Origin of the sequence: Reichenbachiella agarivorans (genome assembly GCF_025502585.1) — a bacterium.
Lineage (GTDB): Bacteria > Bacteroidota > Bacteroidia > Cytophagales > Cyclobacteriaceae > Reichenbachiella > Reichenbachiella agarivorans.
This window is the reverse complement of the sequence record NZ_CP106679.1, coordinates 578,073-598,411: the sequence shown is the minus strand read 5'-3', so window position 1 is coordinate 598,411 and position 20,339 is coordinate 578,073. Positions and strand designations below refer to the sequence as shown.

Sequence of the window (20,339 nt, the reverse complement as noted above, 5' to 3'; positions counted from 1 at the left end):
ATTGATTATTTTGTCTATTGGACAATCAGCTTCATTACTTTTTTAAAACCGTTGGATTGTAACCTCACAAAATAAAGACCGCTTGCATTTTTACTCATATCAAGTTGTTGCACCCCTGGGGTGATGGTATCCGTGTAGATAACCTCTCCTAGAGAAGAAATAACTTGTATTTGCATGGAATGTCCTGTTTTATTGAACAAGTTTAGTCTGTCATGAACAGGATTAGGATATACCTCCAATCCCATAGCTGATAGATCAGTAGATAGTACCTGACCTATCGTCAACAAGAACTCATCTGAGACAGATCCACTACCATTATCTACTGTCACAGTGATCGTTGTAGTACCTGCGCCCACTTCAGTCACAGTCATACTACCAGATTCGGAAACAGTAACAGTCGCTACTGTTGTGTTAGAAGATACGGCAGTATAAGTCAACACATCATCGTTTGCATTCGTGAAATTGTCAACCAAATTGATCACGAAAGTGTTAAAGCCTATTGCTTTGACAAGATCAGGAAGTCCTACCACGACTGGTGCTAGTTTGACTGTGAAGTCAAATGAAGTAGCAATGATGTCATTGGTGCCATCATTAGCAGTAATGGTAATAGTACTAGTACCAACGCCTACTTCTATAATATCCAGCGACATACCTGAAATAGTAGTAGTCACCACCGCTTCGTTGCTACTGACTACAGAGAGGGAAATTTGATCTCCAAATCCACTATCACTAAACAGCATTGATAAATCAATCGAGCTAGACCCAAATCCTGTATTGACGAATTGATTTTCTATGGCATTGACATTAACTATATGGAATTCAAAGTCCTCAAAAACTACATTGCCATGCCCATCATCTGCTCTGATCGTTAGAATGGCTTTTCCAGGTTTTACTTCATTGATTGTCAGATCAGTACCTACCAGACTTGTAGTCACTATTCCTTTGTTGCTATTCCCAATAGTATAGGTAAGTACGTCATTATTCAAATCAGAAAACACGTTACTTATATCCAGGACCATAGATCCAAATCCCTTGTTTATAATTTGATCTGCTATAGGATTGATCACTTTGATACCACCTGTATTAACGGTTACTGGTATGTTGTACGGTGAGTGTGCAGGGTCGTTACTAGCAATTGTAATGTTAGCATTATAAATCGAAGGAGCAAATCCTGTTATATCTATGGTGTAATTTACAGTTGTACTACCTTCAGAGGCAATGGTTCCCCCAGTATTTGGATCTAATGTAATCCATTCATGAGTAAATTCATCTAGGGAAATTGTACTTATGTATTGCTCCATGATGGATGTCGCATGCGTATCATCGATGTATGTACCATTTGCTCCAGCGTATAGTAAATAATGAATTCTACTGGTTTTGGATAAGCCAGTGATGACATGATCTTCAACACCAGTACCAGCGTCGTAGGTTTGTGAAGTATAGGCGTTTTTTTCGACAATAATTATATGGTTGATACTTGGGTCATTAGCGTCATAAACACGGGTTACATAGCCATTATAAGTGATGCCATTGATTGTTGATTCAAGCACAGTAGCATCAATAGAACCTCCTCCATCTGCACCTAAGTTACCTGTGATATTGAATTCATCGATTCCATTGATGTCAGCCACCATTACAAATAACCCGTCTAAATGGCGAGTAAAGTAGGTAGTGCCTGTACCAAAGTAGCTCGAACCATCAACAACTACATTGTCAGAGTAAGGAATTTCACTTGCCATAGACGTATTCAAATAGTTTCCATTATCATACATGTCGTCTCCACCATCATTGATGTAATTAGAGCCACCGTCATATTCGAAAGTATATATATTTGGTATGAGGTCTGTTATGTCTTCATAGCCATCATTAAGCACTCCTAATATGGAATTTAAATTAGCAGAATTGAAAGACCAGTTGAGATCCACATTTCCAGTATTACCAATTTCAAAAGAACCTGTAAAGATGCTTTCAGTTGTGCTTTCTACATTGATCTCATTGACAGAAACTGTCATGTTAGGGATTTCAACCCCACTTCCTGTCATGTCTACTACTATACTAGGCTCATCACTGTCATTGCTACTAATGGTCAGTGTCGCGGTATAGGACTGCACAGTGGAAGGAGTCAATGTCACTTGAACGTTTAGGCTCTCGTCTGGTGCTATCTCTGCGCTAGATACGTCAGCTGTAATGTCCGCATGGTCTGAAAGAATACTAGCTATAGACAATGTTTCGGTTCCTTCGTTTTGAATGGTGATAGTGACAGTTTTGGATAGTCCAACTCCAACTTCTCCAAAAGCAACCTCGTCAGTAGAAACCGAAATAGCTGGAAGTCCTGTTACGGTAAGTTCAATCGGAATTTGAATTGCTGGTTGATTCGGTATATCACTCGTCAATATTAATATCTCGTTGTAAGTACCTGCTGGGTAGGATTTAGGATCAAAAGTTAACTTAATGTCGCTGGTAGAACCTGATGAAATATTACCATCTGAGTCGTCTACCTTAATCCATCCAGCAGCTTTTTTTCTCTCATAGGAGAAACCACCACCACCGATACCATCACCCCTTGTCCATGAGGTGAATGTGAGGTCATAATAGTCACGTCCCACTTTTAATGAGTAAGTGTTGCCTACTGAGCTAGGAGGATTGCTATTTACTGCATCTCTCCAGTTGTCATAGTCACTATCATTCACAGAAAAGGTGCTTCCTTCTGCCCAACCAGTACCCAAAGGTGAGTTACTTGAATTAAATGATCGCTCAGTAGCTGCGTTGAAAAGTCCTTGTTCCTCAGCCCTAGTAATCCATACATTATCAGCTATTCTGTCTTGGTTGCTTTCTAGCGTCCAGTCAGCATAGTTTTCTTTGGCAAAAGAGACAACAGGGTTTTCGTTGATCATGTCTAGTGTCCAATTTAGATTTCCAGCGCCAGTGTTGGCCAATTGGATAGTTTTGGTTTCAGTATTACCTGTTTGTAGTGAGACTGAAAGCGTAGGTAACGTTAAATCTAAATTTCCAGGTGCTAGGCCTTCTGCTGCATAAACAATAGCAAATGAAGGGTTTGCTAGATCATTGGTAGTGCCTGTAATCACACCAGTATATTCCTGAACTACCGATGGATTAAAACTTACTTCTACCGTACTGTATGAGTAGCCTGGTACTGTGATAGAAGTTGTTGCGGGTACAATTGCTGCATTATCCGACGTGATATTGGTAATGTTAAGTGGTGCCGCACCTTCATTGAGAATAGCAAAAGATTGGGTATTAGAGTTGCCAATAATTGTATCATCAAAATTCAGTTCATCGTCTATAGAAGCCACGGGACTTCCTGTGACTGTGATGCTTACGGCTATACTCATGGTAGGATTATTAGGATCATTCGACTCTACATTTAGCATACCTGAATATGTACCTATAGGTAACCCTGTAGGATCAAATTCTACTGTGATTTCTTCTGATTCCCCAGCGGTAATCGTTCCTGTAGAAGGGGTTGGTTTGATCCAGTTGTAAACTTCCTCTCTTGTATAAGAAAACCCACCCCCTTCGCCATTGCCAGTCCATTGTAGGATATGCACGTCAAAATATCGATCTTCTGATAATATATGCAGGGATGAAGTATGCCCTGGAGAATAATATACTCCACCATTTGATGAAAGATTATTCCAAGCAGTTTTCCAGGTGGTGTAGCTTGTTGCTAGTTCCGTAGATGTACTGGCCCACTCACTATCTGAGGGACCATTTCCATTAAAGTAAGATTGATCATATATATTATACAATCCTTCATAATTATCTCTTGCTAATTGGAATGTTGGACTGATCCAGTCGTGATTCGGGAGTACAGATGCATCTGCATAATCTTCTTTGGTAAATGTTACGGGTTCAGATTTACCTAGATTCAAATCGAAACTATAGGTCAGGTCGGAGTTGCCGTTGTTAGAGATGGTGAAGGCTTGTGAAGCAGTAGAGCCGCTAGCCACTGTTTGGCTCAATGTATTACTATTCAGTGAAATAATTGGAACATCGAGCGCTTCTGCATTTAAGGTTACAAAATATGGAGAGTTGGGATCATTGCTTGTGATCGTCAATGTACCTGTATATGCCTGAATTGCAGTTGGTGCAAAATCAACACTGAGAGTGTAGGAGTCATCAGGAGCAATAGAGACATTGGTAACCTGAGGCACAAAGACAGAATTATCCGAAGTGATGTTTGAGATGTTTAGATAGCCAGTACCGTCATTTTCAATAGTAATAACTGCTGTACTTGTAATTCCAACGTAACCATCTTCAAAATTTAAGGTGTTGTTGCAATACAAATCTGCAACACCGCCAGTTACTAGTAATTCCATTGGAACTGTTATGCTTGACGTTACTGGATCATTAGAATTGATCAATAAGAACCCTTGAAATTTGCCAGCTATCAAATAATCAGTATCAAATGTAACGGTGATTTCGGTGCTACCTCCTACTGGAATGGTTCCAGATTCTGCTGAGAATGTAGCTGGGATGTATCTAATGGCATCAGGAGCTACAGTCTCTATGCGGTAGTATGAGAATCCTCCGCCAGTATTGCTTCCGCTAAAACCTGTGACGTACATATTGAAGTAGCGATCTTCTGAGATTGCATGCATTGACATTGACTGGTTAATCATGCTACTAGGGTCACTATTTACTGTGTTTTTCCAAACATTGTAATCAGATGGGGAGAGGTCTTCTGTATCGCCAAAAGCCCACTCTGTGTCCGCTGGAGAAGAGTTAGAAGCTGCTTCCTCTTGTGCAATATTGAAAAAGCCCTGATTATCTTTTCTTGTAAGAATGACATTCTCGGTGAATCTGTCCTGATTCTCTTCTAGAGTCCAGTCAGCATAGTCCTGTTTTATAAATGTTACCTCAGCGCCATATTGTTGTCTATTGAGGGACCAATTCAAATCCCTGTTTCCAGAGTTTGAAATAGTAAATGTTTGTGTAGTTGTTGAGCCAAGTTCTGCGCTTGCAGATACTTTGCCAGTACTCAGAGCGATAGAAGGGCTCTGAGCAAATGTGATGACTGACAATAAACTCAATAATAAGGTGATCGACAGTCGATTGATAAGCTTTGATTTCATGTGAAGTGTTAAAAGTTAAACAGTATTTACGCGGGAAATACGTGCGTAATTTACATGGTTGGTTATTCTTTTAAAATGACAGATATCAGTGGAAATGATGCTTTGCTAGTGGAGAAATTGTATGTTGTTGAATATGAATTTATTACGATCGGTATATTTTATATTTTTTGAATAAAATAAATATAGACAAATGTATATGGTTGTTTTTGAAGGTGTTAAATTGGATTATAGTTATATTTAATAGAATTTGTTTACTTCTCAGTAAGAAAGGGGGGAGGTGTTTTTTATTAATAGGAGGAAATGAAAATGGCCTCAAGAGGTTGTATTTCTTGAGGCCATTTTTTAATTGGGGAAAAGTTTTGTTAGTAGTTAAAATTCCACCTTTGGTGCTTTCTCTGATCCAGCATCAGCTTGGAAATATCCTTTTTCGGTGAATCCGAAAATACCTGCGTAGATTCTACCAGGGAACTCCGTCACGAGGACGTTGTAGCCCTTCACTTCGTCATTGAAGCGGTTGCGCTCAACAGCGATTCTGTTTTCGGTACCTTCTAGTTGTGCCTGTAGCTCCGAGAAGTTTTGGTTGGCTTTGAGATCAGGATACCTCTCAACGGATACTAATAATCTCGAAATCGCAGATGACAATTCGCCCTGTGCCTCTTGGAACTTTTGGATTGAAGACGCATCTAGCTTGGAAGCATCAATGTTGGTACTGGTCGCTTTGGCTCTGGCATTGATGACAGCTTCCAATGTACTCTTTTCGTGTTCCGCATATCCTTTGACCACACTCACCAGGTTAGGGATCAAATCTGATCTGCGCTGGTATTGTGATTCTACTTTGGCCCATTGTGCTTTGACGCTTTGGTCTGCACGGTTCATGCCGTTGAAGGTTCCTTTGATATTGCTGTAAATCAGGAATATTGCCAGAACAATGACTCCAATGATGATTAATGACTTTTTACTCATGTTATTATTGATTAGGCGACAAATCTAAGTATTTTAGCCGCAATGAAAATCCCGAATGTAAAAACTCTTTTTGTCCTAATAGGTTTCGTTTCCATGCAGTTTTTCGCATGGGCGCAGGACGATGTGGAGATCCCCAAGCTCAAACAGCGTGTCACGGATCAGACAGCTACACTTACGCCATATGAAACGAGGTACCTAGAAGAAAAACTGGAGGCTTTTGAACAGACCAAAGGTAGCCAAATCGGTATATTGATCGTGTCTAGCACAAGTCCCGAAACCATTGAGCAATATGGTATCAGAGTGGCTGACGAGTGGAAGTTGGGCAGAGAGGGAATAGATGATGGCGTGCTGATATTGGTGGCCAAGGATGACCGAAAAGTTAGGTTGGAAGTTGGATATGGGTTGGAAGGAGCGATTCCCGATATCTACGCCAAGCGCATCGTAGACAATGTGATTATTCCAGAATTTAGAAATGGGAAGTTTACCTCTGGAATTGATGCTGGTGTGGATGCAGTGGTCAAATTGGTAGATGGAGAGGATTTGCCTGCTGTGACACAAACCACTAGTAGCAAAGGAAATGGGAATCGAAAGTCATTTGGTGGTGTGTTGGTTGCAGCATTTGTACTCAGTATCATCAGTAGTTTTTTTAAGAATAAATGGGTTAAGGCAGGAATATCTATTGTCTTGGCTATAGCCGTGGGTTATATATTTGGTAGTATCATTTTTGCTGTCATTGCTTTTGTGATCTCACTGCTGTTTGGTATTGGCCGAACTGGAGGTGGTGGTGGTGGAGGCTACTATGGTGGTGGAAGAGGAGGCTACTATGGAGGTAGTGGTGGATTCGGAGGTAGCAGTGGAGGTGGCTTTGGTGGCTTCTCCGGAGGTGGCGGAGGATTCGGTGGCGGAGGCGCATCGGGCAGCTGGTAACAATATTCCAATCTAAGATTAAACAAATGAAAAAGAAATTTATATTCTCTGATCAGGACAAGGCAGTTGTCAAAAGTGCTATCGAAAGTCTCGAAAAAGAGTCCTCAGGAGAAATTGTTATCTATTTTGCCAGGTCCAGTGATGACTATCTCGAAGCATGTTGGAAGTTGGCTGCCATACTGAGTGTTTCAGGATTGGCGATCATGGGGACGATGTCTTGGTTGTGGTTGTTGCCTGAGGATTTGACGATATTCAGCACCAGCATCTATTTGTTGAGTCTAGTTGCTTTAGGGTTTTTAGTTCCAGCGATTGTTCCCACCCTTCGCTTGGGGTTTATTCCGAGAACCGTCATTGCTCACCGAGTTTTGACCAAGGCAAGAGACATGTTTTTGCAGGAGGAGGTATTTACGACCATTGATCGGACAGGCATCTTGATTTATGTCAGTGAGTTGGAGCGAAGTGTCCAAGTACTCGGAGACAAAGGGATCAATGCAAAGATTGAAGCAAATGACTGGAATGAAGTCGTGGGACTTGTAATCGCAGGTATCAAAAGTGACCAAACAGCCAAAGGTATCGCCAACGCTGTGCTGAAATGCAAGGCTCTCTTGTTGGAGAATGGATTTGTTGTGCGTGAAGATGATACCAACGAGTTGTCTGACGAGATAAGAATCGAAGACTAATAACGCCCGAAATCAGGGTGACTCGACGCAATGAGGTATTAGCTTTTCCGAGGATCTAGCTTATTTTCTACTGAAAAGTCCGAGTCTCTTGAAATTCTTTAAGAGTGTTTGCCTTGTGCTTAATATTTTTCTAAAAGCAGATTGATGAAAGGACTACTTTGCATATCATGTGTTTGGTAGAAGTGGCGGCTATGTGCTTGCATTTCAACATTATTCTGTCTTATGAGAAATTGGTTTTCGGGTGGTATCCTCCAGGGATTACTTTTTGCGCTATTGTGGTCTTCGGCATCTGTGGCGGGTAAGTTTGGACTGTACACCGTAGAGCCATTGGTTCTATTCAATATTCGATTTGTACTGGCAGGCGGACTTTTGTTGGTCATAGGATATGGCTTCCAACGGAACCAATTGCCATCACTACGGGAGTTCAAGCAATTGATTGTTTTTTCTGCTTTCAATACTGCCCTCTATTTGGGGTTGTTTGTATTGGCTTTGCGGCACGTAGCGGCGGGGATCACTACTTTGCTGATTGCACTGACCCCAATTCTCATTAGCTTGATTACAGCTCTTTGGACCAAACGTCGAATCAAATTGGTGACCTATTTGAGCTTATTATTAGGCACATTGGGTGTGGCTATCGCTTCGTATCCCTTGTTGAACACAAGTCATGTGACGGGGATAGGTTTGGTTTTACTGGGGCTAAGTATGTTGGCTTATTCATTTGGGTCGGTTTATTATACCACCGTGAAATGGGAGTTGCCTCGAATGGTTATTAATGGCTGGCAAACTTTGATCGCGGCAGTGTTGATTTTGCCACTGACGCTGTACATGTACGAAGGGGGCAATGAGTTTGGTGTGAGTTTTTGGTTATCTGAACTTTGGATGATTGTATTTGTCTCTGTGTTTGCCGTGCAGCTCTGGTTGAGATTGCTCAAAACAGACCCAGTGCGCGCCTCTCTCTGGCTGTATTTATGTCCCATTTTTGGGTTTGTCTACGCGACTTTTTTGCTGTCTGAGCCTTTTAGTGTTTTTAGCGTGATAGGAGGTGTTTTGGTAATCTTGGCCTTGTATCTAGGACAAAAGAAATAACCTCTGGATTGAGGTGATCAACTTTTTGTTGCAGAAGACTTCCTTATGATCATTTCTGAAATAATTTCTATTTTTTCATCAGACATGGCTTTGTTCTCAATCTGATCCAATAAACTTTCAATAGCTGTTTTGCCCATTAAATAGGGGTTTTGATTCACGGAGGATAAGGGAGGATTGGTGTAGGCGCCAAGTGGCTCGTTACTAAATCCCATGATGGCAATATCAGATGGGATCTGAATATCATGCTCGTGAAACACTTGAATGGCAGAGATGGCTGCTAAGTCATTGGCGGAGAAGACACCATCTGGCCGAGGTGACATTTCCAATAGTTCCATGGCCATACGCTTGCCATCAGTAGGTTTGAGTCTACTCTCTATGATGATTGCGTCGTTTTTGTTCAATCCATGATTTTCTAAGGCCGAGAGGTATCCGTTGAGGCGGTCACGGTAGATGCTGGTTTTTTGCGACCCTGCAAAATGAGCTATGCGTTGACAACCATTTTGGATGAGGTGTTCTGTGGCTTCAAACGCCATTTTGAAATCATCAATGGTGATGTTGGTCGCAGAAGATGGCTTCACATTTTCTGTCAAAAAACACGACAGGGATACCCTGTTTTTGAATGCTTTCTAGGTGTTCGAATTGATCTGTCTCCATGGATATGGATAGTATGATACCGTCCACCTGACTAGATAGAAGGGCACGAACCATCTCTTGCTCACGGGTCAGCTGATCCAGAGACTGACATATGATGACGCGGTAGCCTTTCTCATAGGCTATTTCTTCTATCCCAGCTATCACAGTGGATAGAAAGAACCTAGAGATGTGTGGGACAATCACACCAATGGTATGGGTTTTTTGTGAACGAAGATTAGACGCTAAGGTGTTTCGGGAATACCCGAGTTCTTTGGCTTTGGCCTGAATCAAGTCACGGGTTTTTTGTTTGACTCTGGGACTGTCTGCGAGAGCTCTTGATACGGTCGAACTGTCAATATTGAGTATCCTTGCTAGGTCGTGAATGGTGACTTTTTTCTTCATCGCTGCAATTTATTCAAATTTGTACTCATCAAAAATACAATCGATTGTATTTTATTGTTTACTTTTGATTTTTTCGATCACGACAAGAATAATTTGATATGAGTACTAGACATGAAGTAAGGTATGCATCCAGCCCTCAGGCTGTCAAACAATATGACACAGATGCACTAAGGAAAGAATTTTTGATAGACGATTTGATGCAACCAGACGAAGTAGTTTTGGTTTATACGCATTACGATCGATACATTGCCGGATCAGCGGTGCCTGTCAAAGGTAGTTTGACATTGGAAACCATCGATCCACTCAAAGCTGAGCATTTTCTCGATAGAAGGGAGCTGGGCGTGATCAATGTAGGCGGTGAAGGTACGATCACTGTAGATGGAGTGGCGTATGAGTTGTCATACAAAGATGCTCTCTACGTGGCAATGGGAACTAAAGAAGTTGTTTTCTCAAGCAAGGATGCCAGCAAACCAGCGAAATTTTATCTGAATTCGGCTCCAGCACACAAGGCCTTTACAACCAAAAAAATCACCAAAGCTGAAGCCAACAAAATTGAGTTGGGGTCTTTGGAAACTGCCAATCATCGAACTGTATGTCAAATGCTCGTAGCAAGTGTTGTAGAAACTTGCCAGTTGCAGATGGGTATGACAGAATTGAAAACTGGTAGTGTTTGGAATACTTTGCCATCACACGTACATGACAGAAGAATGGAAGTGTACCTTTATATAGAAGTACCACAGGGACAGTCGGTGTGCCACTTCATGGGACAAACAGACGAAACGCGCCACATCTGGATGCAAAACGAACAAGCTGTCATCTCACCACCATGGTCTATTCACTCAGGAGCGGGTACATCCAACTATACTTTTATTTGGGGAATGGCAGGCGAAAACCTCGATTATGGTGACATGGACGTTTGTCCAATTACAGAACTTAGATAACAAAAATATGTCTTTAGAATTATTTAATCTGAAAGGTAAAGTAGCGCTTGTCACGGGTGCTACTCACGGTTTAGGAATGGCTATGGCTTTGGGACTAGGCAAAGCAGGAGCCACAGTTGTAATCAATGGTAACTCATCACAAGAGAAAATAGATCTTGCAATCAAAGAATACGCCAAAGCAGGTGTGACCGTGCAGGGCTACAAGTTTGATGTGACGGATGAAGCAGCAGTCAAAGCAGCTGTTGCTAAAATAGAAGCCGAAGTGGGTGCGATCGATATCCTGGTCAACAACGCTGGGATCATCAAGCGTACACCCCTTGAGGAGATGGAAGTGGCGGATTTTGAACAAGTCATCAAAGTAGACTTGGTGAGTCCGTTCATTGTGTCCAAATCGGTGGTGAAAGGAATGATCGCACGCAAGCAAGGTAAAATCATCAACATCTGCTCAATGATGAGTGAGTTAGGTAGAAATACAGTAGGGGCTTATGCTGCCGCAAAAGGAGGTCTAAAAATGTTGACGCAAAACATGGCAACCGAGTGGGCCAGACACAATGTCCAAACCAATGGGATTGGTCCTGGATATTTTGCAACCAGTCAGACAGCACCTATCAGAGTAGACGGACATCCGTTCAATGACTTCATCGTCAACAGAACACCTGCAGGTAAATGGGGCGACCCTTCAGACCTGGAAGGAGCAGCGGTTTTCTTGGCGTCCAAAGCAAGTGATTTTGTAAACGGACAGGTGATCTATGTAGACGGTGGTATCTTGGCTACTATTGGCAAACCTGCAAACGAACTATAATGAAGCGAATATTGAGCATGCTGACGGTGATCGCAGTGATCACTGGGTGTCAGCCAGACAAAATTGGGGTGACAGTCACCAATACTTTGGAGACTGTCAGAGCGGAAGAACCTCTTGTACTTTCGAGAGAATTTGTAGTGACCAAATTGGGTGTATTGGCTGAAGGACAAAAGCCTCTGCTTATTGCAGATGGCGTGGCATTGCAGCAACAGTTGGACGATTTGGATGGGGACGGCAACTGGGACGAATTGGCTGCTTTGGTCAGTATCGATAGTTTGGAGACCAAACAGTTGGAGCTGATCACAACTAGCGAATATCCTGAGTTCACGCAAAGAACGCGTGTTTATTTGGGTGTGGACTATGAGCGAGCGGACAATTTCGTAGAGAAGGACGAAGAGGAAAGACATGTGGACAATATCGCTATGGTCTATCCGATGATGTACCAAATGGAAGGCCCTGCTTGGGAAAATGACAAGGTTGGTTTTAGAAATTATTTCGACTCCAGAAATGGAAAAGATATTTATGCCAAAACCACTACAGAGATGTCTTTACACTTGGCTGGTACCAAGGGTCAGGATTATCACAAGCTAGATAGCTGGGGTATGGATGTCCTCAAGGTAGGCAATAGCCTAGGTGCAGGTGGTGTGGCTATGTCTTATGAAGACTCACTTATCAGATTGGGCAATACCGCTTCTGCCAAATATGTGACAGTTGTGGAAGGGTCTATTCGTACCATTTTTGACATCCGTCATCAGGGTTGGGATACGCCGATGGGTGCGCTAGATGTGACCGAAAGAATCACTATTTGGGCTGGACAGTATGCCTTTCATGAGCAGATTATTTTGGCAGGGGATCAAAAAGTAACCTGGGTTGCTGGCTTGGTCAACAAACATGCCGAAGAAATGTTGGCAGGAGAAGCTGGAAACAGCCACTACATCGCTACCTACGACGTGCAAACAGAGAACCAAGACAAAATGGGTATGGGCTTGATTTTGTCCAATGATTTGTTTGCATCCAACGGAGAGACGGCCAACGAAGGTGAGGGTGTCATTGAAACGTACTTCATGAAAATGAAAGCTCCAGTTTCATCACCATCCTTCTGTTTTGTAGCTGCTTGGGAGTTGTCTGACGAGCGTTTCAAGACCGAGGAGGGTTTTGTTGACTATATGCAAGACCTAAGTTCACGTATCAATGAGCCATTGACCGTACTGTAGATCACAAGCTGGTTTATAGATTAGGTTCCAGTTTTGGGATACTAGATATTGAATTGAGGAATCAAACTCTGGATTGATTCCTCAATTTTTTTGAAAGCAAATATTTTTAACAGTACTTTCGTCCAACTAGTGATTCGTTTTTTGATTTAGGGATCAAAAGACGTAGCATCGTGTAGCATGAACAAGGGAGGATTAATTGCGGTATTCACAATAGCCTGTGTGATGGCTTTGGATTTGGTGGCACAACAAGCGCCTATTGAGTTCAAGCATTTTACCACGGCGGAGGGCTTGTCTCAGAGCTCAGTGATCACCATGACCCAAGATCAGCAGGGAATGCTGTGGTTCGGGACCAGAGATGGTCTGAACCGATACGACGGCAATAAAATCAGTGTTTTTCGAAACAACGCACAGGATCCCAACAGCATCAGTAACAATGATATTTTGGATATTGCAGTAGATGCTACAGGTGATCTTTGGATCGGTACTTACAACGGCCTCAATCACTACAACCTCAAAACTGAGCGTTTTACCCATTATTTCAAGGATCAATCCACGCAAAAAAGTATTTCCAATAACACAATTTGGTCGATTGATATATTGCCCTCAGGAGAAATTTTGCTAGGGACTGCCGACGGTTTAAATGTCTTGAATCCTGATACAGACACCTTTGTTTCTTACTATCACGATCCCAGTAATCCAAAGAGTGTTTCTCATAGCCATGTCTTGAAGATTTTTACAGATTCCAAAAATCAGACATGGGTGGGCACAGAAGCTGGACTCAACCGTATGACCCAACAAGCAGATGGCAGCTATGTTTTTGATCGAATCAATTTGGGGAATAGCGAGGATTCAGGAACAGATTTTATCCAAGCGATCACAGAGGATCAGCAAGGTAGTATTTGGGTAGGGTCTAAATCCAACGGATTGTATGAGTTGTCTCCACAGGGGGAACTAAAAGCACAATTCAAAAAAGAAGCAAGAGAATCGAGTCTAATCAATAACAATGTACGTGCGCTAGAGATAGATAAATTAGGCAGGCTGTGGGTGGGGACTTACGATGGACTCAGCAGAATGGAGCATTATGGAATATTCCTGTCCGTGCGCAACGATACCCAGTCACAAAACTCGATTTCTGAAAACAAAATCAAGAGCATCTACTGTACCGACAATGGATCAGTTTGGGTAGGAACCTACTATGGAGGACTCAATATGTGGGATCAATCCAACTTTAATTTTGGTCACATCAAGCAGCAAAATGTTGGAGAGGGGTTGGCTTACAATGTCGTCAGTTCCATCATAGACAATTCAAGCTACCTGTATTTTGGTACAGAAGGAAGTGGGATCACCGCACTAGAAAAACAAACAGGAGAATATAGCTACTACAACCAACAAAATGCCGCCTTATCCAGCAACAATATCAAAGCCATGCGATGGAATCAAGCGTCAGGGGATCTATGGGTCTGTACTTTCAATGCAGGATTGAATGTATTCAATACCACTACCAACCAAGTCACGCAACTATTGGATGTAAACAATGGGTTGAGCAACAACAGTGTGTATGATGTGGTTGCTATCAGTGAGGAGGAGTGGTTGTTGGGGACCTTTGGAGGAGGATTGAACCTTTACAATCACTTGACCCAGGAGATCAAATGGATAATGAATGACCCTAATGACCCAAAGTCTCTGTCAGATGACCAAGTACGTACACTGATGAAAGATAGCAAGGGTAATATTTGGATAGGAACACAGAATGGATTGAGTTTTTTGTCTGCACAGCATGTGGTTTCCCGAAGTTTTCAATTCGAGCGATATTTTTACGATGCGGAGAGCAAGTCTGGCGAGGATGTCTTGGTTATCTTTGAAAGCAAGGATCACACGATTTGGGTGGGAACGAAGGAAACCGGACTCCATCAATTGACCGACGAGGGTTTCGTGACAGTAGATTTGTTTTCTGGATATGAAAGTACGAGCAACATCATTCATTCCATAGAAGAAGACAATGCGCAAGCTCTGTGGATAGGATCCAACAATGGGATCATGAGGTATGAACCACAATCAGCCACTAAAAAACTGTTTGAAGAATCCGATGGATTGCTGTCCAATGAATTCAATAGCAATGCCTCCTTGTACAGTATCAGTGGGAAAATGTACTTTGGTGGTCCTGCCGGAGTGAGTTGGTTTGACCCCAGGGATTTGAAGGAGAATCTTTATACTCCTAATGTCACACTTACTGGTTTGAAAATCAACAATCGACGGGTGATTCCTGGGGATGAAACAGAGGTGTTGTCAACAGCTCTGTCTACGATGAGACGAATAGTATTGGACTATGATCAGGCCAATTTTACGCTGGAATTTGCCTTGCCCAGTTTTGTCAACCCTGACAAGAATATGTTTGTCTATCGGATGAAAGGACTAGAGGAGGAATGGAATTTTTCTTCAGTACCTGAAGTCTCGTATGCGATTCAAAACTCGAACAGTTATTTGTTTGAGATCAAAGGGATCAACAATGACGGGAATATCAGTAGCGAAATCACCAAGCTACACATATATGTGCATCCAGCACCTTGGAAGTCAGTCACAGCATTTATGCTCTATGGCTTGATAGTGATTGTGGCACTTTACATTTTGTATCGAATGATCAAATCCAAGGCTCGTTTGCAGTATGAACTGGATCTGGAGCACCGTATCAATCTCCAGCAGCAGGAGATGAATCAGGTCAAACTGCAGTTCTTTACCAACATCTCCCACGAGTTTCGAACTCCGTTGACCCTGATTTTGGGACCTCTGGAGCAGATTATACAGGATTACAAAGGCAGCAGCTCGATGTTCAAGAAACTCAAGGTCATGGAGCAGAGTGCCAGTCAGTTGCTTAAACTGATTAATCAACTCATGGATTTTAGAAAGATCGAAAACAAACAAGCCAATCTCGAAGCAGCTGAAGGCAACTTAGTCAAGTTTGTACATGAGATATTTCTGTCATTCAAGATTTTGGCTAAAAATGGGGGATACAAATATACCTTTGAGTCAGATCAGGAGGATATACGGGTCTATTATGACCGTGACAAGTTGGAGAGAGTCTTGTACAACTTACTCTCCAATGCTTTTAAGTTTACTCCAGAAGGTGGAGAAGTCAAAGTACAGATTTCGGAAAAAGAAGGACAAGTTGACATCTTGGTTGCGGACAGTGGTCAAGGAATAGAACCCGAGAACTTGGATAAAATATTTGATAGATTCTATCAGGTGCGTTCAGGGTCGAGGCATCAAGAAACAAGCAAGGGTACAGGTATCGGGTTGGCATTGGCCAAGAGCATCATAGACCTACACAAGGGTAGTCTGGAAGTAGAAAGTCAACTAGAAGTAGGTAGTCAATTTACGATCAAACTAGCTAAAGGAAAGGATCACCTAGACGATTCGCAGGTCATAGGCGAGTTCAAGGACAGCGAGGATTTGACCAATTATAGGATGGATGCGGTAGATGATTGGAACAGCAAAACTACCTTGGATGTGGACCGATTGATACGTGAAGAAGACAAAAAAACGGTATTGGTCGTGGAAGACAATGACCATGTCAGAGGGTTCATATTAGAATTGTTGTCTGGCGAATACAACCTGATCGAAGCATCCAATGGTCAAATGGGAATGGAAATGGCACTAGCAGAAGTGCCAGATCTGATTATCAGCGACGTGATGATGCCTGTCATGGATGGAATAGAATTTTGCTCTCAAATCAAGAGTAATCTCAAAACAAGTCATATCCCATTTATCCTGCTGACGGCACGTACCTCTTTGATATTCAAATATGAAGGATTGGAGTCAGGTGCAGATGAATACATCAACAAGCCATTCAATGTCCGGGAGTTGGAACTGAAGGTGCGTAACCTGCTACGATTTGTAGCCAACCTGAAGAAGAAATTTCGAGACAACAAACAAATCACACCCAGTGAAATCACAATTACGTCGATTGACGAGGAGTTATTAAACAAAGCCATTGAGGTCATGAATGACAACATCGAAAACCAATTTTTTGATGTGGCGTTGTTTGCCTCCGAACTAGGCGTCAGCCGTACGATGTTGTTTACCAAAGTCAAAGCATGGACTGACATGACCCCAAATGACTTCATTCTATCAATGAGAATGAAGCGTGCGGCACAATTGCTCGAACAGGGCAAGATCAATGTGTCACAAGTCAGCTACAAAGTAGGCTTTAAGAATCCAAAGTACTTCACCAAGTGCTTTCAAAAGTATCACCATACCACCCCATCGGCATATGCCGAAAAATTCAGCTAATCCGTTGAAAGGCCTTTTTTGGGCTCTTCCCCCTTCATTTTGTACGATAGTGTACCCTGTTTTGGATTTTTGAGTATTCCGATTGAGATAAAATTGTTCTTGAAAGTTTCATGTGTTTATCTCTTATGAGCCTAGCATCTAATCCACTTGTGGAGAGGCAGTCATAAGAAGATAAATCTAAAAAATGCAAGCATGAAAAAGCATTGGAAAGAATGGGTTTTGAGCATGTTCATCGTGACGATGGCTCTTTTAATTATCTATTTCATTTGAAAACTAAATTACTTTTTATGAACAAATGGTTACAATTTAAATTTTTGATCGCCTTGTGGGCGATGGCATTGTCTGGACATGTGCTACTTGCACAAACTGGTACAGTGCGAGGTTTGGTCATTTCCGGAGAAGACGGTGAGCCACTTCCTGGTGTTGTCATATTGATAGAGGGAACCTCTACAGGGACTACTACAGATATGGATGGTAAATACAGTCTGGAAGTGAACAATGACAATGTGTTGGTTGCTTCGTTTGTGGGATTTGAAACCGTCCGAATGGAAGTAGGCAACCGAAGTGTCATCGATTTCGAAATGCAACCTGATTTGATCTCACTGGAAGAGGTTGTAGTCGTAGGATATGGTACTGTGAAGAAAAGCGATCTCTCGGGTTCGGTATCATCAGTGAAGTCAAGTGAGATCACTGCATTTCCGGCCGTGTCGGCAGTACAGACACTCCAGGGTCGTGCCTCAGGTGTACAGATTCAATCCAACAATGGCGGGCAGCCTGGTGCGGATTTTAGCATCAAAATCAGAGGAGGTACTTCTATCAATGCCAGCTCTGATCCTATCCGAGTGGTAGATGGTTTTGTAGGAGCTGAGATGCCTCCTCCAGAGGATATCGCTTCTATTGAGATATTGAAGGATGCATCTGCCACCGCTATCTATGGTTCTAGAGGGGCCAATGGTGTAATCATGATTACCACCAAAAAAGGTAGCAAAGGTGTGACCAAGATTGATTTCAACAGTTCGTATGCTATACAAGAGACAACCAACAAGATTGATTTACTCAGTGGGCAGGAGTTCTCTGATTACATGCAGGAGTTTGGTACGTACAATTATCTGGGATCCGATACCGATTGGCAGGACGAGATTTATCGTCAGGGGATAATCTCCAACAACCAATTGTCAATCAGTGGAGGTTCGGACAATGTGACGTACTATTTGTCAGGTACCTATTTTGACCAACAGGGGATCATAATTGGGTCAGACTATAAGAGGTATTCATTGAATGCCAACGTCAATGCACAAGCTACCGACTACCTCAAAGTAGGTATGTCGACATATGGCCGTAGAAGTACAGACGTGGGTGTCCGCACTCAAGAAAGTACTGGAGGAAGTGGACAAGCAGGTGTAGTAGGTGCTGCCTTGCGTTTCAATCCAGATTTGGGTATTTACAACGCAGATGGTTCGTATACAGTCTCTCAAGTGGGTGATCAAATCGATAATCCGTATGCCATGGCGACTGAATACCAGAGAGAAAGAGTCACAGATCGATTTCAGTCCAATGTGTACGCCGATTTGAAAATCACAGATTGGTTGAGTTTCAAAACTACCTTGGGTATAGGTACCACCAATTGGAGAGATGGTGAGTTTTGGCCTACTACTTTGATTCGTGGCGCTGGTTCTAACGGTCTCGCTGGAATTGATTCTAGAAAGGAAACTTCCTTGTTGAGTGAAAATTATTTCACGATCAGTAAGGAGATCAACAACCATGACGTGACATGGGTCAATGGATATTCCTATCAGTCCAACAAGTCTGAATCTTGGAAGTCTTCTACTACTGGATTTATCAATAATTCAGGGAGTTATTGGGCATTGGATCAAGGCAGTACGCCTAGTGCACCTACTTCGTCTTTGACTGAGTCCGAACTGCTCTCCTACTATTCGAGAATCAATTATTCATTCCTGAATAGATATATATTCACGGCTACTGCTAGATATGACGGTGCATCCAATTTTTCGGCCAACAACAAATGGGCGTTTTTCCCTTCTGCAGCGGTGGCTTGGGATGTCAAAGGGGAATCTTTTATGGAATCACTGGAGGTGGTCAATCAATTCAAACTCAGAGCGAGTTATGGTTTGGTAGGCAATCAAGCAATCAGCGCTTACCAGTCCTTGGCTAGATTAGGTTCCACATATTCTGCAACGACTGGTGCCAATGCAGTGAGGTTGGATGAGCTGGCCAATTCCGAATTGACGTGGGAGACTACCAGTCAACTCGATATTGGCTTTGACCTAGGATTGATGGATGGACGAGTCAATCTGACTGGGGATTATTACAGCAAGATCACAGATGATTTGTTGTTTCAACGATTGCTGCCTTCTTATGTAGGGGTTTCTTCTCAATTGCAAAACATTGGTAAAGTAAGTAATAAGGGTGTTGAACTCATGTTGAGCACTAGAAATTTGGTCGGTGAGTTTACTTGGAGTTCGGATTTGATTTATTCTATGAATCGCAACAAAGTCCTGACTTTGCCTGATTCTGTGGATCTCTATGGTTCGTCCCCAGGGCACTTGAGACTACCCAACGATACACAGTTGATAATCGAGGGGCAACCTGTGGGTGTGTTTTATGGCTATGTGTATGAGGGGATTTACCAAAACGGTGATGTGTTTACCCCAGGTTCGGGATTTGAACAAGAAGCAGGAGGAGAGCATTTTGCAGATATTTCTGGTCCTGACGGGACACCAGATGGTCAATTGACCGCAGCGGATAGGAAGATCATTGGAGATCCCAATCCAGATTTTACTTGGTCATTCAACAACACCTTTGGATACAAGAATTTTGATTTGAATATCTTCTTTCAAGGGGTGCATGGCAATGACATGGTGAGCTACACTCTGATGGAGTTGGAGACATTCTCTGGCAAAAACAATGCAACAACTAAAGCATTGGATAGATGGACACCTACCAACCCCAACACTGATGTACCTAAGGCATCAGCATCTAGAACCAATCGGATGTCCACTAGATTTATTTATGATGCGACCTATGTACGCCTCAAGAACATTTCGTTGGGTTATACTTTGCCTAAATCAATGTTGGAGAAAGCACACATTAGATCTTTGAGGATTTACGCGAGTGCACAAAATCTCCTGACATTCACCGATTATCCAGGTTTGGATCCGGAAGTAGGGTATGGTAACTCTGGTAGCGGTGCGAATGGCAACCGAAACATTGGACTCGATTATGCGAGTTATCCCAATGTACGCAGCTATACTTTTGGTTTGAACCTAGGATTGTAAAATGAATTTAAA

10 protein-coding genes and 2 pseudogenes are annotated in these 20,339 nt (G+C 42.4%); 8 read left to right on the top strand and 4 right to left on the bottom strand.

Features of this window, described 5'->3' with window-relative positions; all coding sequences use genetic code 11:
* Positions 1–14 precede the first annotated feature (14 nt).
* Positions 15–5,096 carry an Ig-like domain-containing protein gene (locus N6H18_RS02275; RefSeq protein WP_262310223.1) on the bottom strand — a complete coding sequence of 1,694 codons (5,082 nt, stop codon included), beginning with the start codon at positions 5,094–5,096 and terminating at the stop codon, positions 15–17.
* A gap of 369 nt (positions 5,097–5,465) precedes the next feature.
* Positions 5,466–6,059 carry a LemA family protein gene (locus N6H18_RS02270; protein ID WP_262310222.1) on the bottom strand — a complete coding sequence of 198 codons (594 nt, stop codon included), beginning with the start codon at positions 6,057–6,059 and terminating at the stop codon, positions 5,466–5,468.
* Between the two features lie 93 nt (positions 6,060–6,152).
* On the opposite strand from N6H18_RS02270, the gene N6H18_RS02265 reads away from it, so the two are divergent.
* The 3 genes from N6H18_RS02265 to N6H18_RS02255 all read left to right on the top strand — a co-directional run bounded on the left by N6H18_RS02265 (position 6,153) and on the right by N6H18_RS02255 (position 8,752).
* Positions 6,153–6,986, top strand: coding sequence for a TPM domain-containing protein (locus N6H18_RS02265; protein WP_262310221.1), 834 nt, complete (start codon positions 6,153–6,155; stop codon positions 6,984–6,986).
* Positions 6,987–7,012: 26 nt separating this feature from the next.
* Positions 7,013–7,666: a TPM domain-containing protein gene (locus N6H18_RS02260; RefSeq protein WP_262310220.1), complete on the top strand. Its 654-nt coding sequence runs from the start codon at positions 7,013–7,015 to the stop codon at positions 7,664–7,666.
* Between the two features lie 222 nt (positions 7,667–7,888).
* Positions 7,889–8,752: a DMT family transporter gene (locus tag N6H18_RS02255; protein ID WP_262310219.1), complete on the top strand. Its 864-nt coding sequence runs from the start codon at positions 7,889–7,891 to the stop codon at positions 8,750–8,752.
* Positions 8,753–8,772: 20 nt separating this feature from the next.
* Here N6H18_RS02255 and N6H18_RS02250 read toward each other — a convergent pair.
* Positions 8,773–9,594: pseudogene (locus tag N6H18_RS02250) on the bottom strand (substrate-binding domain-containing protein); the annotation flags it as partial.
* A 52-nt stretch (positions 9,595–9,646) separates the two neighbouring features.
* Positions 9,647–9,787 (bottom strand): annotated as a pseudogene (locus N6H18_RS18665) (LacI family DNA-binding transcriptional regulator); the annotation flags it as partial.
* A 98-nt stretch (positions 9,788–9,885) separates the two neighbouring features.
* Between N6H18_RS18665 and kduI the strand changes: the two are divergent.
* The 5 genes from kduI to N6H18_RS02220 all read left to right on the top strand — a co-directional run bounded on the left by kduI (position 9,886) and on the right by N6H18_RS02220 (position 20,327).
* Positions 9,886–10,728, top strand: coding sequence for a 5-dehydro-4-deoxy-D-glucuronate isomerase (gene kduI, locus N6H18_RS02240; RefSeq protein ID WP_262310216.1), 843 nt, complete (start codon positions 9,886–9,888; stop codon positions 10,726–10,728).
* A 7-nt stretch (positions 10,729–10,735) separates the two neighbouring features.
* The gene (locus N6H18_RS02235; protein WP_262310215.1) at positions 10,736–11,530 is read left to right on the top strand and encodes a gluconate 5-dehydrogenase; all 795 of its coding nucleotides are present in this window, start codon (positions 10,736–10,738) and stop codon (positions 11,528–11,530) included.
* A complete protein-coding gene (locus tag N6H18_RS02230) occupies positions 11,530–12,744 on the top strand; it encodes a DUF4861 domain-containing protein (protein WP_262310214.1) in 1,215 nt (404 codons plus the stop codon). The genes N6H18_RS02235 and N6H18_RS02230 overlap by 1 nt, the downstream gene beginning before the upstream one ends.
* Positions 12,745–12,921: 177 nt before the next feature.
* Positions 12,922–17,031 carry a hybrid sensor histidine kinase/response regulator gene (locus N6H18_RS02225; protein ID WP_262310213.1) on the top strand — a complete coding sequence of 1,370 codons (4,110 nt, stop codon included), beginning with the start codon at positions 12,922–12,924 and terminating at the stop codon, positions 17,029–17,031.
* 287 nt (positions 17,032–17,318) lie between these two features.
* Positions 17,319–20,327 (top strand): SusC/RagA family TonB-linked outer membrane protein, encoded by a 3,009-nt coding sequence (locus tag N6H18_RS02220; RefSeq protein WP_262310212.1) that lies wholly within the window; start codon positions 17,319–17,321, stop codon positions 20,325–20,327.
* The last annotated feature ends 12 nt before the right edge of the window (positions 20,328–20,339 follow it).

Coding starts and splice junctions, on each gene's coding strand:
- N6H18_RS02275 (WP_262310223.1), bottom strand. CDS start 5,096: ATGAAATCAAAGCTTATCAATCGACTGTCGATCACCTTATTATTGAGT.
- N6H18_RS02270 (WP_262310222.1), bottom strand. CDS start 6,059: ATGAGTAAAAAGTCATTAATCATCATTGGAGTCATTGTTCTGGCAATA.
- N6H18_RS02265 (WP_262310221.1), top strand. CDS start 6,153: ATGCAGTTTTTCGCATGGGCGCAGGACGATGTGGAGATCCCCAAGCTC.
- N6H18_RS02260 (WP_262310220.1), top strand. CDS start 7,013: ATGAAAAAGAAATTTATATTCTCTGATCAGGACAAGGCAGTTGTCAAA.
- N6H18_RS02255 (WP_262310219.1), top strand. CDS start 7,889: ATGAGAAATTGGTTTTCGGGTGGTATCCTCCAGGGATTACTTTTTGCG.
- kduI (WP_262310216.1), top strand. CDS start 9,886: ATGAGTACTAGACATGAAGTAAGGTATGCATCCAGCCCTCAGGCTGTC.
- N6H18_RS02235 (WP_262310215.1), top strand. CDS start 10,736: ATGTCTTTAGAATTATTTAATCTGAAAGGTAAAGTAGCGCTTGTCACG.
- N6H18_RS02230 (WP_262310214.1), top strand. CDS start 11,530: ATGAAGCGAATATTGAGCATGCTGACGGTGATCGCAGTGATCACTGGG.
- N6H18_RS02225 (WP_262310213.1), top strand. CDS start 12,922: ATGAACAAGGGAGGATTAATTGCGGTATTCACAATAGCCTGTGTGATG.
- N6H18_RS02220 (WP_262310212.1), top strand. CDS start 17,319: ATGAACAAATGGTTACAATTTAAATTTTTGATCGCCTTGTGGGCGATG.